This is a genomic window from Paraburkholderia strydomiana, from assembly GCF_046030495.1.
Taxonomy (GTDB): Bacteria; Pseudomonadota; Gammaproteobacteria; order Burkholderiales; family Burkholderiaceae; genus Paraburkholderia; species Paraburkholderia strydomiana_A.
This window is the reverse complement of sequence record NZ_JAQQCJ010000023.1, coordinates 48,708-62,624: the sequence shown is the minus strand read 5'-3', so window position 1 is coordinate 62,624 and position 13,917 is coordinate 48,708. Positions and strand designations below refer to the sequence as shown.

Sequence of the window (13,917 nt, the reverse complement as noted above, 5' to 3'; positions counted from 1 at the left end):
GGGGTCTTGCAGAAAAGCAGTGATCGCCATGCAAAAGGGCAGTCCATCGCGGACTGCCCTTTTTGCTTTCGGCATTCGCGGGTCGCTCGCTATGCCTTTGCGCGACCCGCTGCGTACTCTCTTCCCTCTGCCTTAACCCGCGTCGTCGTCCTGCTGGTCGCCGCCGCCGTTATCCTCGACCGGCTGCTTCGGAGGGGGCGGACGCTTGCCGATGGTGACGTCCAGATCGATCTCGCGGCCCTTGCGCACCAGATGCACCTTTGCGGCCGTGCCCGGCTTGATCTGCGCAATGACGTTCAGCAAGCGCGTGGTGTCGGTGATCTCCTGGCCGTTCACGCTGACCAGGATGTCGCCCGGCTTGACGCCCGCGCGGTCGGCAGGGCCGCCCTTCAGCACGCCCGCGACGATTGCGCCCGATTTCTGATCGAGCCCGAACGACTCGGCGATCTCCGGCGTTACGTCCTGCGGCTCGACGCCGATCCAGCCGCGCGTGACCGTACCGGTGGTGATGATGCTCTCCAACACGCTGCGCGCGGTCGACACGGGGATCGCAAAGCCGATGCCGAGCGAGCCGCCCGAGCGCGAATAGATGGCGGTGTTGATGCCGAGCAGGTTGCCGTTCTCGTCGACCAGCGCGCCACCCGAGTTGCCGGGGTTGATCGCCGCGTCGGTCTGAATGAAGTTTTCGAACGTGTTGATGCCGAGGTGGTTGCGCCCGAGCGCACTGACGATGCCCATGGTCACCGTCTGGCCGACGCCGAACGGATTGCCGATGGCGAGCACCACGTCGCCGACGCGCGTCTGATCCATGCGGCCCAGCGTGATGGTGGGCAGGTTGGTCATGTTGACCTTGAGCACGGCCAGATCCGTTTCAGGATCGATGCCGATCACCTTGGCATTGGTGGTGCGGCCGTCGGCCAGCGCGATTTCAATCTGATCGGCGCCGTCCACGACGTGCTGGTTCGTTAGAATGTAACCTTCCGAACTCACGATCACCCCGGAGCCGAGGTTGGATGCCGGTTGCTCCTGCTGATTGCGTTTGTTCTTGTCGCCGAAGAAATAACGGAACAGCGGATCTTTCGCGCGCGGATCGGGCGGCAGTGAGCCATCCTTGCTGGAGAACACATTGACGACCGCGGGCATGGCCTTTTGCGCGGCGTCCGCGTAGGACGCCTTAGCCGGGCCGCTGCCGATGCCTGGCGCCACTTCCCGCAGGGCGACGATGGGTTCGGCGAGTTGTTTGCCGAATTGCCCTTGACGCTGGAGCCACTGCGGTTTGAGGGTCGCAATGATGAACATCAGCGCCAACAGCACAGTCACCGCTTGGGCAAAGAACAGCCAAAAGCGTCTAAGCATCTGAAGACTAGAGGTTTATATGGATCGGATCGAACTTGAATTGTACTTGAACAATCTTCTTGAAACCGCGCGCTTCAAGGACTATTGCCCCAATGGATTGCAGGTCGAAGGGCGGCGCCGGATCAATAAACTCGCGACCGGCGTGACCGCGTCGGTCGCCTTCCTGGAGGCCGCGCTCGACTGGGGCGCGGACGCCGTGCTGGTCCACCACGGCTACTTCTGGCGCAACGAAGCGCCGCAGATCACCGGCCGCAAACATGCGCGCCTGAAACTGCTGATCGGCAACGACCTGAACCTGTTCGCCTATCACCTGCCGCTCGACGACCACTCCGAGTTCGGCAACAACGCGCAGATCGGCGCGAAGATGGGCTGGATCAGCGACGCGCGCTTCGGCGAGAACGACCTCGGCTGGCTCGCCACTTTTCCGATGCCGATTACGCTCGCGCACTTCACCGCGGAAATCGAACAGACGCTCGGCCGCACGCCGCTCGTGTTCGGCGACCCGGACCGCGAACTGCGGCGCGTAGGCTGGTGCACGGGCGCCGCGCAAGGCATGTTCGACGCGGCGATCAACGCGGGCGCCGACGTCTACCTGACCGGCGAGGTCTCGGAATCGGTGATGCACACGTCGGCGGAGAGCGGCGTCGCGTTTCTCGCGGCCGGACACCATGCGACCGAGCGCTTCGGCGTGCAGGCGGTGGGCAAGCATCTGTCCGAGCAGTTCGATATCGAACACCTCTTTATCGATATCCCTAATCCAGTTTGAATTGCGAATTGCATTAAAGAAGGAAAAGTCACGAATAACGCAGAGGGTACTTAAAAGGAGGTGCAAAATAGTTTGCGATCCGTACGGAGAAACCCTGATTTATCAAGGGCTTCGCACGGTTTTTGGCAATCGGCCCTTGTAAATGGCGACTCCATTCGCGCAAACTAGCGGCGGTAGAAGCGACGTGAAGGAAAAATCCAACTCAGAAGTGGGGCGTGTGATGCGAGACAAGGAAGATGAACGCGTCGTCGACGGCAGCCGCCGTAACTGGCTGGTAGCGACGACCGTAGCAGGTGGCATCGGAGGTGTTGCCATTGTCGTACCCTTTGTTAGTTCGTTTGCACCATCTGAAAAGGCCAAGGCAGCAGGCGCCCCGGTCGAAGTCGATATCAGCAACCTCAAGCCCGGCGACATGATGACCGTCGCCTGGCGTGGCAAGCCGGTGTGGATCATCAACCGCACCGACCAGATGCTCGCCGATGTTCAGAAAGCCGATAACCAGGTAGCGGATCCCCTCACCAAGAATCCCTTTTCAATGCCGTTGCCGGAGTACTGCAACAACGAATTCCGTTCACGCGCCGAGAACAAGCACCTTCTAGTCGCCGTCGCCGTGTGCACCCATCTGGGCTGCACGCCGACGCCGCGCTTCCAGCCGGGCGCGCAGCCCAATCTTCCGGACGACTGGCCAGGCGGCTTCCTGTGCCCGTGCCACGGCTCGACCTACGACATGGCCGGCCGCGTCTTCAAGAACAAACCTGCGCCGCAAAACCTCGATATCCCGCGCTTCATGTTCACGTCGGCCACCGGCCTCGTGATCGGGAAGGACGAGAAAGGAGAAGCGTAATGGCGAGCGACCACGAAGTAGAGACGACCGGGCTGGTCGGCTGGATCGACCGGCGCTTCCCGATGACTTCCACCTGGAAGAAGCACGTTTCCGAGTACTACGCGCCGAAGAACTTCAACTTCTGGTACTTCTTCGGTTCGCTCGCGCTGCTGGTGCTGGTCAACCAGATCGTCACCGGCATCTTCCTCACGATGAACTACAAGCCCGACGCGACGCTTGCGTTCTCGTCGGTCGAGTACATCATGCGCGAGGTGCCGTGGGGCTGGCTGATCCGCTATATGCACTCCACGGGCGCGTCGATGTTTTTCGTCGTCGTGTATTTGCACATGTTCCGCGGGCTGATGTACGGCTCGTACCGCAAGCCGCGCGAACTGGTGTGGATCTTCGGCTGCCTGATCTTCCTGTGTCTGATGGCCGAGGCGTTCTTCGGCTATCTGCTGCCATGGGGGCAGATGTCGTTCTGGGGCGCGCAGGTGATCGTGAATCTGTTCTCGGCAATTCCGTTCATCGGGCCCGATCTGTCGCTGTGGATTCGCGGCGACTACGTCGTCTCGGACGTCACGCTGAACCGCTTCTTCGCGTTTCACGTGATCGCGATTCCGCTGGTGCTCGTCGGCCTCGTGATCGCCCACCTGGTCGCGCTGCATGAAGTGGGGTCGAACAACCCGGACGGCATCGAGATCAAGGCGAAGAAAGGCCCGGACGGTGTGCCGCTCGACGGCATTCCGTTCCACCCGTTCTACTCGGTGCACGACTTCATGGGCGTGACGGTGTTCCTGCTGATCTTCGCGGCGATCATTTTCTTCGCGCCGGAGATGGGCGGCTACTTCCTCGAAGCCAACAACTTCGTGCCGGCCAATCCGCTGCAGACGCCGCCGGAAATCGCGCCGGTGTGGTACTTCACGGCCTTCTACGCGATGCTGCGCGCCACCACCGACCCGTTCAAGATCGTGCTGATGATCGTGATCGCGCTGCTCGGCCTGCTCGCGGTGGTGCGCGCGCGCGGCAAGTGGAAGCTCGGATTGCCGGTGCTCGCGGTGCTGGTGATTCTGGCGATGGCCTTCACGGAGTCGAAGTTCTGGGGCGTGGTGGTGATGGGCAGCGCGGTGATCTCGCTGTTTTTCCTGCCGTGGCTCGACCGCTCGCCGGTGAAATCGATCCGCTACCGGCCGTTTTTTCACAAGGTGTTCTACGCGATCTTCGTGCTCGCTTTCCTGACGTTGGGCTTCCTCGGCACTAAACCGCCGTCGCCTGCCTCGACGTTGATTGCCCAGGTGTGCGCGCTGATCTACTTCGCGTTCTTCCTCGGCATGCCGTTCTGGACGCGGCTTGGCAAGTTCAAGCAGCCGCCCGAGCGGGTGCGGTTCAAGCCTCACTAATCGCGAGCCAGGAGAACACGAAATGAAGAAACTGCTTTCGACGTGCGCGCTGATCGGCGCGACACTGCTCGCGGTGCTGGCCACTCCGGCTTACGCGGACGAGAATTTCCATCTCGACCGCGCGCCGGATAACGCGGAGAATTTCGCTTCTTTGCAGCACGGCGCGCAATTGTTTGTAAACTACTGCCTGAATTGCCACAGTGCGAGTCTGATGCGCTACAACCGCCTGACCGACATCGGCATCACGCCGAGCGAAATTCAGGCGAACCTGCTGTTCACCACCGACAAGGTCGGTAACACGATGACCGTGGCGATGCGTCCGGACGACGCGAAAGCGTGGTTCGGGGCGGCGCCCCCGGATCTGTCGGTGGAAGCGCGGGCGCGGGGCAAGGACTGGCTCTACACGTATCTGCGCAGTTTTTATCGCGACAATACGCGGCCGACCGGCTGGAACAATCTGGTGTATGAGAACGTGAGCATGCCTCACGTGCTGTGGCAGCTTCAGGGGCAACGTGCAGCGAAGTTCGGTGACGAAACCGACGAAAAAACTGGCGAGACGGTACACAAATTTGTCGGCTTCCAGCAGCTCACTCCGGGGACGATGTCGCCGGTAGATTATGATTCTGCTGTGGCCGACCTCGTGTCGTACCTGTCATGGATGTCCGAACCGACGCAGAAAACCCGCAAACAGCTTGGCGTGTGGGTGCTGCTGTTCCTCGGTATCCTGAGCTTTTTCGCCTGGCGACTGAACGCCGCGTACTGGAAACATATCAAATAATCACGCCGTCACCCGGCGTGGGGCCGGCGCCAGGAAAAACCTGCTGAACGGTTTTTCCGCGCGCTGGCCCTTCAGCTTTTTGAGGAAACGTAAACATGATGGTTCTGTATTCCGGCACAACTTGCCCGTTCTCCCAGCGTTGCCGGCTGGTGTTGTTCGAAAAGGGCATGGACTTCGAAATCCGCGACGTCGACCTGTTTAACAAGCCGGAAGACATCGCCGTGATGAATCCGTATGGTCAAGTGCCGATTCTCGTCGAACGGGACCTGATTCTGTACGAATCGAACATCATCAACGAGTACATCGACGAGCGCTTCCCGCATCCGCAGCTGATGCCGGCCGATCCGGTGCAGCGTGCTCGCGCCCGTCTGTTCCTGCTGAACTTCGAAAAGGAACTGTTCGTGCACGTCGGCACGCTCGAGAACGAGAAGGGCAAGGCCGCCGAGAAGAATCACGAGAAGGCCCGCCTCGCGATCCGCGATCGCCTGACCCAGCTTGCGCCGATCTTCCTGAAGAACAAGTACATGCTCGGCGAAGAGTTCTCGATGCTCGACGTCGCGATCGCGCCGCTCCTGTGGCGTCTGGATCACTACGGCATCGAACTCTCGAAGAACGCCGCACCGCTGATGAAGTACGCTGAGCGCATTTTCAGCCGCCCGGCTTACATCGAAGCGCTGACGCCTTCGGAAAAGGTGATGCGTCGTTGAGTTTGGCTTTGGGGTGAGGGCGCCGCGCAACTCGTTGCGCGAGCCCGAACCCGGTAAGAGGACTGTTGATGCAAGAGATTTCCACCAAGCCTTACCTGCTGCGCGCGCTCTACGAGTGGTGCACGGATAACGGCTATACGCCGCACATCGCGGTCCGGGTCGACAATCAGACGCGCGTGCCGCGTCAGTTCGTGCGTGACAACGAGATCGTGTTGAACATCAGCTTCGAGGCGACCAGCCAGTTGCAGATGGGCAACGAGTGGATCGAGTTTAGCGCGCGGTTCTCCGGCAAGTCGCACAAGATCGAGGTGCCGGTCGCGAATGTTCTCGCGATCTATGCGCGCGAAAACGGCCAGGGTATGGCGTTTCCGGTCGAGTCGGCGGGTGGCGAGGCGCAGGATTCCGGCGCCGATGCGGTGCCGGCGGACGAGGCCGCAGCGCCGGTTACACCCGCAGCGCCGCGCGCGGTCGAGGCATCGCCGGCGAGCGACGCAACTGCCGCGAAGGCGGATAGCGCGACGAACGCCCCCCAACCTGACGACGATGGCTCGAAAGGTGGCGGAAGGGCTCGCCTCAAGATCGTAAAATGAAGTAGAATCACGGCCTCATGCCGGCTTAGCTCATCAGGTAGAGCGCTTGACTTGTAATCATGAGGTGGCGGGTTCGAGTCCTGCAGCCGGCACCAGTAGTACGAAACGGGGTTTCTGTTCAACCAGAAACCCCGTTTTTTATTTGCCGGTCCGCAATTCAATTTACTGGGCGTGCGATTAACCTGGCTGTGCCGGGATGTGCAAATGGTCTTATTGCAGAGGGAAACGAGCTTGAATGCGTTAAACGCCAGAGATGGCCAGTGGCGATTAAGCGTTAAAGAAAAGATGAGTTGCGGACCGCGGCGGGTCCGCAACGGAAGGACGGCCTATTTGTTTGACTAGGGCGCTAGGCAGAATACCGTGCCGCGCCACTTTTGGTCTCTCAGGTTCTTTTTCAGCCATATTCTTACTAACGATAACTATACCCAGAGGATACGCGTCTGTCTATTTTGCTCATTGACGGCGATGTTAAAACATCACATTACGCAATAGGCAGTCGATTCTCTATTTATTCATTTTGCATATTTCATGCATTAAGTTTTTCGGCCCGACCAGATCATTACAGGATCCGTCGTCGAGAAAATGACGTGCATCGGCATTGTTGTCGCCGACCGGTCTGTTGATTTCCGTGCCTTGCCGTGCGTTGGCGCCGGCAGCGCGGTGCCGGATCGCACACGGCTTTAGCCGCCAAGGCCGCTGGCTGAAGGCGTCGAGCCTTTGCCGACCGCATCGGTGAGAACGGCAACGGCTCAAAATCACCATATCTCTTTCACCTTGTCGATTGTAGATTTTTTAGTCCACGCAGTCGGCGCCGACGCCCCCCAATCACGCTCGTCCGCGAATAGCGCGCCGCGAAACCGTGCGACAGAGGTACTATTCGGGCGTCAGTCGGCATCGCTAATAAGTACTCCGGCGGGCAGCGCCCCCAACGACGCAACGTTTTCCGCGCGTCGCTTCCGCAACACCGATCCCACCTCACCATGACCAGCCCCGCAACCATTTCCTGGCCCGAAGCCGACGGCCCCCGCACCGCACGTTGGCGTTCCGAAGCCGCCGTGCCGCCACCCAAACGCGTGATCGTCGCGGACGATCGCACCACTGCCGACTCGGCCTACCGCCTCGCCTGCGAAGGCACGGCGCTACTGTGGAACAGCGACTTCCAGAACGCTCGTCAGTTGCTGCAGGCGGTCACGCGCCGACTCGAGCGCAAGCCGCGCAAGCGCGGCGAGACGCCGCTCGACGTGTTCAACCTGCATCGCCAGGCCCAGTCGCAACGCGCGCGAACGCTCGGCATGATCCTGATTCCGCTCGACGCCACTTACGGGATTCCACTGCGCCGCGCGCCTGACGTGCAGCAGGCCTGTACGGAAACCTACGGCCCGCCCACCGACGAAGCGTCGGTCGTGTCGCTTCGCGAACTGCTCGGTCTGATTGGCGCGTTCGAGTGGCGCAAGAAGGGTGTCGAGATTCCCGCGCTCGGCGAGCGCATCCATCCCCACTACGGCGTGTTTTCGCCGGTACGCGGCGAGTATGTCGATCTCGTTGCGCGCACGCCGCTGCCGTCGCTGAACAAGGCATTCGATATCGGCACCGGGACCGGCGTGTTGGCCGCGCTGCTCGCCAAACGCGGTGTGAAGAAAATCGTCGCCACTGATCAGGACCCGCGAGCGCTCGCCTGTGCGCGCGAGAACCTCACGCGCCTCGGCTACGATCAGCAAGTCGAGGTAGTACAGGCGGATTTGTTTCCGGAAGGCCGGGCGCCGCTCGTCATGTGCAATCCGCCGTGGGTGCCGGCGAGACCGGCCTCGCCGATCGAATACGCGGTGTACGATCCGGAAAGCCGCATGCTGCTCGGCTTCCTGAACGGCCTCGCGGAGCATCTGTCGCCAGGCGGAGAGGGCTGGCTGATCCTGTCGGATTTCGCCGAGCATCTCGGCTTGCGGTCGCGTGAATGGCTGCTTGCCGCAATCGAGAAAGCCGGGCTGACGGTAGTGGGGCGCGAGGATATTCGCCCGCGTCATCCGAAGTCGACGGATGAGACCGATGCGCTGCACGCGGCGAGGTTGGCCGAGGTGACGTCGTTGTGGCGTCTCAAGGCGCGTTGAGCGGGTGAGACGTGGCGCGATGCGTTGGCGCGGCGAGAGGCGGCGCATTACGCATCACGCGGACGCGACTCGCGTCTTGGGGGCCTCGTAATACGCCGCACGGTAGCGCCGTCGTTGCGGTGCCCAAAGTGCGTTGCGGTCAAAAAGTCGGCAAGAGGTGCGTTTGCCGCGAAACCGGGACGCCGCGTCTCGGCGCATCACGCCTGTGCGCCCCGCGTCTTGAAAGTCTGCGATACGCCACACGTCAGGCGTGTCGCTATGGCGCCCAAGCATCTCAGGTGATCGGGCGACGGAAGAAATGGTGAAGCGTGTTCCCGCGAGACCAGAAAGCGGCAACCCGTGGCGGCATCACGTCGGCGCGCCGCGCGCCTTAAGCGCCTTCAGATACGCCGCTGCCCCCGTGCCGGCCACCAGTCCACTGGCAAAGCAGGCGGTCAGCAGATAACCGCCCGTGGGCGCTTCCCAATCGAGCATCTCCCCCGCACAAAATACGCCGGGCTGCCGCTCGATCATCAGATGCGCGTCGAGCGCCTCGAACGCAATCCCGCCGGCGGTGCTGATCGCTTCCGCGATAGGCCGGGCGCGCGTTAGCCGCACCGGCAGCGCCTTGATCGCATGGGCGAGGCCGTGCGCATCGGCAAACGCCTCCTTCGACAAAATCTCGTGCAGCAAAGCCAGTTTTACGCCGCCAATCCCGATTCGTCCGTGCAGGTGACTTGCCGTCGAGCGCGATCCGCGCGGCCGCGTCACTTCGGCGACGACCCGCTCGAGCGACAAGCCTGGCGCCAGATCCAGCGCGATCGTCACCTCGCCGGCGGCCAGAATCCGCTCGCGGATCGCCGCTGACATCGCATAAATCAGGCTCCCTTCGAGGCCCGTTTGGGTCAGAAGTATTTCACCTTGTCGATTGTGGACGTTTTTGTCTACATCGGTGAGCGTGATGGCAACCGGCTTGACCGGCTGACCGGCAAAACGCTCGCGCAAATAAGGGCTCCAGTCGGCGTCGAAGCCGCAGTTCGCGGGCCGCAGCGGCGTCACCGGCACCTGACGGGCGGCCATCGGCGGCACCCAGGCGGCGTCCGATCCGAGACGCGGCCAGCTTGCGCCGCCGAGCGCGAACACGACAGCATCGCAGCTTACGGTGTGCTCGCCGTCGGGCGTCTCGAACCGCAGCGTGTGCGTGGTGGCGTCGTCCGCGTCAGGACCCCAACCGCTCCACTTGTGCCGCATATGAAACCGCACGCCCGTCTCACGCAGCCGATGCAGCCACGCGCGCAGCATCGGTGCGGCTTTCATATCGGTGGGAAACACGCGCCCGGAACTGCCGACGAAAGTGTCGACCCCCAGATCCTGCAACCACGCCCGCAGCGCGTCGGGTCCGAAGACGTCCAGCAGCGGCGCGATCCGTTCGCGGCGCGCGCCGTAGCGGTTGAGAAACGGCTCGCGCGACTCCGAATGCGTGATGTTCATGCCGCCTTTGCCCGCCATCAAAAACTTGCGGCCGACCGACGGCATCGCGTCGTAGACTCCGACTTGCACGCCCTGGCGGGCGAGTGCCTCGGCCGCCATCAGGCCGGCGGGGCCGCCGCCGATCACGGCGACACGGGCGGAATCCAGGGAAGAGGGCATGCGGACCTGCGGATAAGCGGAAGGAAGAAGCGGCGCGCCGGCCGGACCGACGACCCCGAGCGGCGCGAAGGGCGCTATTTTCACACCGTACACGGCACAGGGCAAACGCACGGCCAGAGCGAGGGGCCGAAAAAAGCCGGGTTCAGGCGCTTGCGTAGTCGTCCGCCGCGCGTTCGCATCTGTGTTCCGGACCCGCGCGACCTATACTTTTCAAACACCTTCCCTCGGACGCCGCGCGCGTCTTTCTCGCGTCAAACCAGCCCATCGACTGCTTACCGCCCCGACGCGGCCACCGCTGCGATCAATGCTGCACGCAAGGCCGGCAAATACCGGGGGCGCAGCGATCGCCGCCGCGCGACGGCCGGCGTCGTGGCTCGCGCGTGCGCCGCTCGCATGGGGGGCGATCGTTTGAAAAATCAAGGAGCCAGCCATGAGCCGCAAATACATCGATTGCCGCGAATTCCCGAGCGAAATGAATTGCACCGTCGCGCTATCCGCCGACAGCGACAGCGAATTGCTCGAAGCCGCCGTGCAGCACGCCGTCGCGATCCACCAGCACACGGATTCGCCGGAACTGCGTGCACAACTCAAGACGCTGTTTCATGAAGGCACACCGCCGGTTGAGGCACCGCGCGGGTGAGTGAATCGTCCTTGTGGACGAAAGATGTCTCGTCCGACCCGGGCAAGCGGCTTGGAGCCGCCGCCCGCGGGTCGCGGCGTTCTCGCGTGAAGCGTTCTCCTGAGCGCTAGCCGGGGTACGCCTCGTCCACCTTCAGCCCGGCGAGCTTGAAGATGACCCGCAGCGTTTGTGGTTTGATGTCGCGCCGCGACGCGAGCGTGGTCATCACGAAGTCGAGCACTTTGGCGTACTTGAGCATGGTCAGACACGTTTCCATGTCGACGCTGCCATCGCGCATGACTTCGGCCAGGCGCAGCATTTCGGTGGAGATGTCGCGCGCCATTTCCAGTTCGAGTTGCTGCTTCTCCGACCAGGCCGGCGTCGCGGTGAGCTTCGCCAGCATTTCCTGAAATTTCTGTTCCACGTTTCCGTTGGGTACCGTATCCATTGCCGCCTCTTCTATCATCCGAGCACGCGTCCGCTTGAAGTCTCGGCGCGCTGCTGGTTACGTAACGTTCGGCCCGCTTTCTGGGTCCGTCCTCCCCACATGCGTTCGGTTCGCGTGATCGGTGCCACGGCCGGCAGCTTCTTGTTATCGGCGACACGGCTCGCGCGATCGGCCAGAGCCGCGGCGCAAGCTGTTTCAGTCACTCCCGGCACGTTTCCGTGATGCTTTTCGAGCATGAAACGTTCCAGGCTGATGCATTTCTCGCATGGTTTCCGTGGCTCGCTGGGTGAGCGAGTCGCACTTTGGGTAAACTGGCAGCAACTTTTCCCTTTTTCCGTCATCTGTCGCACGTTCGCGTTGCAATTGATGGCGGTTCATACGATGTCCAGCAAAACCCACGAAATCCGTCCGAACCAATCCGTCGAGTTGCTGAAGGAGCTCCATATCCTCACGCGCGACGGCAAGATGAATCAGGACAGCCGCCGCAAGCTGAAGCAGGTCTATCACCTGTTCCAGTTCATCGAGCCGCTGCTCAAAGACCTCAAGGACAAGCAAGGCGCCCTGACGCTCGTCGACCACGGCGCAGGCAAGTCATACCTAGGTTTTATTCTTTACGATCTTTTCTTCAAGGAGTTTCAGAGCGCGGCGGGTGGGGCTTCACACATTTACGGCATTGAAACCCGCGAAGATCTCGTTACGAAGTCCGAAGAATTGGCGGCGCGGCTGGGTTTTACAGGGATGTCGTTTCTGAACCTGTCGGTCGCGGAGTCGATTACGTCGACACGTTTGCCAGCGCAGATCGACATCGTGACGGCGCTGCACGCCTGCAATACCGCCACTGATGACGCGATCCGGTTCGCGCTCGAAAAGCGCGCCAAGTACATCGTGGTGGTGCCATGCTGTCAGGCCGAAGTGGCCGGTGTGCTACGGCAGAACAAGGGCAAGTCGCTCGGCAATGCGTTGACGGAAATGTGGCGGCACCCGCTGCACACGCGGGAATTCGGCAGCCAGATCACGAATGTGCTGCGCTGCCTGCAGCTCGAGGCGCATGGGTATCAGGTCAGCGTAACCGAACTGGTCGGCTGGGAGCATTCGATGAAAAACGAACTGATCATCGCCCAATACAAGGATCTGCCGAGGCGTCGGCCGGCCGAACGGCTCAATGAGGTGATGGACACGCTCGGTATTCAGGAGTTGAAAGAGCGGTTTTTTGTTGAGGCCTGATTGGGTTCCGGCTGGCGCGGCGAAGCTTTTTCAATAAGAGAAACGGCCTTGGCGGTCGTGTGCCCATAGTGCCACCGGCACTGCCGCCCTCTGTCCGCGCGCGTACGTTCAGCGCTTCATCAATTCGTTCCAGCCTGCAAGGCCGATTCGCCGCAGCGTTGCCTGATTGCGTTCGTAAATATCTTCCGCATCGGGGAACGCCTGAACGGCCCGCTCGATGCTGTCTTCACGCAGCAGATGCAGGATCGGATAGGGCGCCCGATTGGTGTAGTTCTCGATATCGTCCGGGTCGCTGCCTTCGAACTGGTAAGAAGGGTGAAAGCTCGCGATCTGAACGACCCCTTCGAGCCGAAGCTGCTTGATGAGCCGGTCGGCGAAAAACAGGCAATCGTTGAAGTCGAGAAAATCGCCGAGCGCGCGCGGCAGAATGAGCAGCGTGGTGTCGATGGCTTCCGGATCGGCGGCGATCAGCGTCTGCAACTCCGCTTCGAGATCGGTCAACACGGCCTCCATGTCCGCGGCCTCGCTCACGGCATACCGAATCTGCCCCTTCACGTGCACGGCTTTCGCGAACGGACACAAATTGAGCCCGATCACGGCCTCGGTCAGCCAGTGACGGGTGGCGGCAACGACGGCATCGTGGGATTCGGCGGGCAACGGCATGGCAGGCGACACGGCGGATGAAAGCGGATGGGGAAAAGCACTATTCTAATGGCGCGAACCCGCACCGCTTTGCCCCCGGCGCAATCCTCGGCGCGAACGAGACGCAACCCCGACTCGACCCCGCTTCAGATCAAACCGCCCGCGTCCCGCCGCATGCCGCGGCGATCAACTGCGCGGCGACTTTCGGCGCGGCCCGAATGGGCCCGCATCCCGGGCCGTAAGTCTGGCTGGCCGCATAGACGCCCTCGATTACCACACCCAGTGCATTCGCGAGCGCCTCTGGATCGTCAGCGGCCGCCGCCGTCGACAGTTCGATGAGTCGTGCCATCAAACGCTGCTTGTTGCGAAAGACGAACTGCCGGGCCGGATGCGCGGGGTCCGAAAACTCCACCGACACGTTCACAAACGGACAGCCGCGATAGTCGTCCACCGAAGCGCGCACCGCGAGGTCGTCGAAATACTGCTGAAGCTGCTTTGCCGGTTCACCCGGATGCTTGGCGAAACTCCTCTCGACGTAGCCGAAGAACCGCTCGTCCTGCTGTTCCAGATAAGCCATCACCAATTCGTCTTTCGACGAGAACTGGCGGTACAGACTCATCTTGTTCACGCCCGCGCGCTCGACCACCGCGTCGACGCCGACCGTGCGCACGCCTTCGCGATAGAACAGCTCGCTCGCGGCGTGCAGCAGATTGCGCTGCGCCTGCGGCCCGGCCGTCTGCGCACCGCGCGCACGGGCTTTGCCGGTCGGCTTGGGAGTGTTGCTCTCGGACATGATGGGACACCTGATTGAACTGAATTGACGCCTTGAC

At 61.8% G+C, this 13,917-nt stretch carries 15 protein-coding genes and 1 tRNA gene; 10 read left to right on the top strand and 6 right to left on the bottom strand.

Annotation, left to right across the window (positions count from 1 at the left end):
• Positions 1 to 132 precede the first annotated feature (132 nt).
• Entirely contained in the window at positions 133 to 1,356 is a 1,224-nt protein-coding gene (locus tag PQQ53_RS26265) for a Do family serine endopeptidase (protein ID WP_408146489.1), read from the bottom strand.
• Between the two features lie 19 nt (positions 1,357 to 1,375).
• Between PQQ53_RS26265 and PQQ53_RS26260 the strand changes: the two genes are divergently transcribed.
• From PQQ53_RS26260 to PQQ53_RS26225, 8 genes are all read left to right on the top strand, one after another.
• A complete protein-coding gene (locus PQQ53_RS26260; protein ID WP_408146491.1) occupies positions 1,376 to 2,122 on the top strand; it encodes a Nif3-like dinuclear metal center hexameric protein in 747 nt (248 codons plus the stop codon).
• Positions 2,123 to 2,342: 220 nt separating this feature from the next.
• Complete coding sequence (petA, locus tag PQQ53_RS26255; RefSeq protein ID WP_168663719.1) at positions 2,343 to 2,966, top strand: ubiquinol-cytochrome c reductase iron-sulfur subunit; 624 nt, start codon at positions 2,343 to 2,345, stop codon at positions 2,964 to 2,966.
• Entirely contained in the window at positions 2,966 to 4,345 is a 1,380-nt protein-coding gene (locus PQQ53_RS26250) for a cytochrome b (RefSeq protein ID WP_408155262.1), read from the top strand. The genes petA and PQQ53_RS26250 overlap by 1 nt, the downstream gene beginning before the upstream one ends.
• A gap of 22 nt (positions 4,346 to 4,367) precedes the next feature.
• Positions 4,368 to 5,123: a cytochrome c1 gene (locus PQQ53_RS26245; protein WP_408146495.1), complete on the top strand. Its 756-nt coding sequence runs from the start codon at positions 4,368 to 4,370 to the stop codon at positions 5,121 to 5,123.
• Between the two features lie 95 nt (positions 5,124 to 5,218).
• Positions 5,219 to 5,830: a glutathione S-transferase N-terminal domain-containing protein gene (locus PQQ53_RS26240; RefSeq protein ID WP_006052302.1), complete on the top strand. Its 612-nt coding sequence runs from the start codon at positions 5,219 to 5,221 to the stop codon at positions 5,828 to 5,830.
• A 68-nt stretch (positions 5,831 to 5,898) separates the two neighbouring features.
• Complete coding sequence (locus PQQ53_RS26235) at positions 5,899 to 6,420, top strand: ClpXP protease specificity-enhancing factor (RefSeq protein ID WP_408146496.1); 522 nt, start codon at positions 5,899 to 5,901, stop codon at positions 6,418 to 6,420.
• 19 nt (positions 6,421 to 6,439) lie between these two features.
• Positions 6,440 to 6,515 (top strand) — tRNA-Thr (locus tag PQQ53_RS26230).
• Between the two features lie 885 nt (positions 6,516 to 7,400).
• Positions 7,401 to 8,525 carry a methyltransferase gene (locus PQQ53_RS26225; RefSeq protein WP_408327279.1) on the top strand — a complete coding sequence of 375 codons (1,125 nt, stop codon included), beginning with the start codon at positions 7,401 to 7,403 and terminating at the stop codon, positions 8,523 to 8,525.
• A gap of 348 nt (positions 8,526 to 8,873) precedes the next feature.
• Here the strand turns inward: PQQ53_RS26225 and PQQ53_RS26220 are convergent, their stop codons facing one another.
• Positions 8,874 to 10,154 (bottom strand): TIGR03862 family flavoprotein, encoded by a 1,281-nt coding sequence (locus tag PQQ53_RS26220; RefSeq protein WP_408327276.1) that lies wholly within the window; start codon positions 10,152 to 10,154, stop codon positions 8,874 to 8,876.
• 430 nt (positions 10,155 to 10,584) lie between these two features.
• On the opposite strand from PQQ53_RS26220, the gene PQQ53_RS26215 reads away from it, so the two are divergent.
• Positions 10,585 to 10,794 (top strand): DUF1059 domain-containing protein, encoded by a 210-nt coding sequence (locus tag PQQ53_RS26215; protein ID WP_408146502.1) that lies wholly within the window; start codon positions 10,585 to 10,587, stop codon positions 10,792 to 10,794.
• 106 nt (positions 10,795 to 10,900) lie between these two features.
• On the opposite strand, the gene PQQ53_RS26210 is transcribed toward PQQ53_RS26215, so the two are convergent.
• Complete coding sequence (locus PQQ53_RS26210; protein WP_042329129.1) at positions 10,901 to 11,221, bottom strand: type II toxin-antitoxin system HicA family toxin; 321 nt, start codon at positions 11,219 to 11,221, stop codon at positions 10,901 to 10,903.
• Positions 11,222 to 11,235: 14 nt separating this feature from the next.
• Positions 11,236 to 11,457 carry a hypothetical protein gene (locus PQQ53_RS26205; RefSeq protein WP_408327273.1) on the bottom strand — a complete coding sequence of 74 codons (222 nt, stop codon included), beginning with the start codon at positions 11,455 to 11,457 and terminating at the stop codon, positions 11,236 to 11,238.
• A gap of 145 nt (positions 11,458 to 11,602) precedes the next feature.
• On the opposite strand from PQQ53_RS26205, the gene PQQ53_RS26200 reads away from it, so the two are divergent.
• Positions 11,603 to 12,445, top strand: coding sequence for a class I SAM-dependent methyltransferase (locus PQQ53_RS26200; RefSeq protein WP_408146602.1), 843 nt, complete (start codon positions 11,603 to 11,605; stop codon positions 12,443 to 12,445).
• A 108-nt stretch (positions 12,446 to 12,553) separates the two neighbouring features.
• Here the strand turns inward: PQQ53_RS26200 and PQQ53_RS26195 are convergent, their stop codons facing one another.
• Together PQQ53_RS26195 and PQQ53_RS26190 are read right to left on the bottom strand one after the other, a co-directional pair.
• Entirely contained in the window at positions 12,554 to 13,108 is a 555-nt protein-coding gene (locus tag PQQ53_RS26195) for a DUF1415 domain-containing protein (RefSeq protein ID WP_408146506.1), read from the bottom strand.
• Positions 13,109 to 13,238: 130 nt separating this feature from the next.
• Complete coding sequence (locus tag PQQ53_RS26190) at positions 13,239 to 13,880, bottom strand: TetR/AcrR family transcriptional regulator (protein ID WP_408146508.1); 642 nt, start codon at positions 13,878 to 13,880, stop codon at positions 13,239 to 13,241.
• Positions 13,881 to 13,917 lie beyond the last annotated feature (37 nt).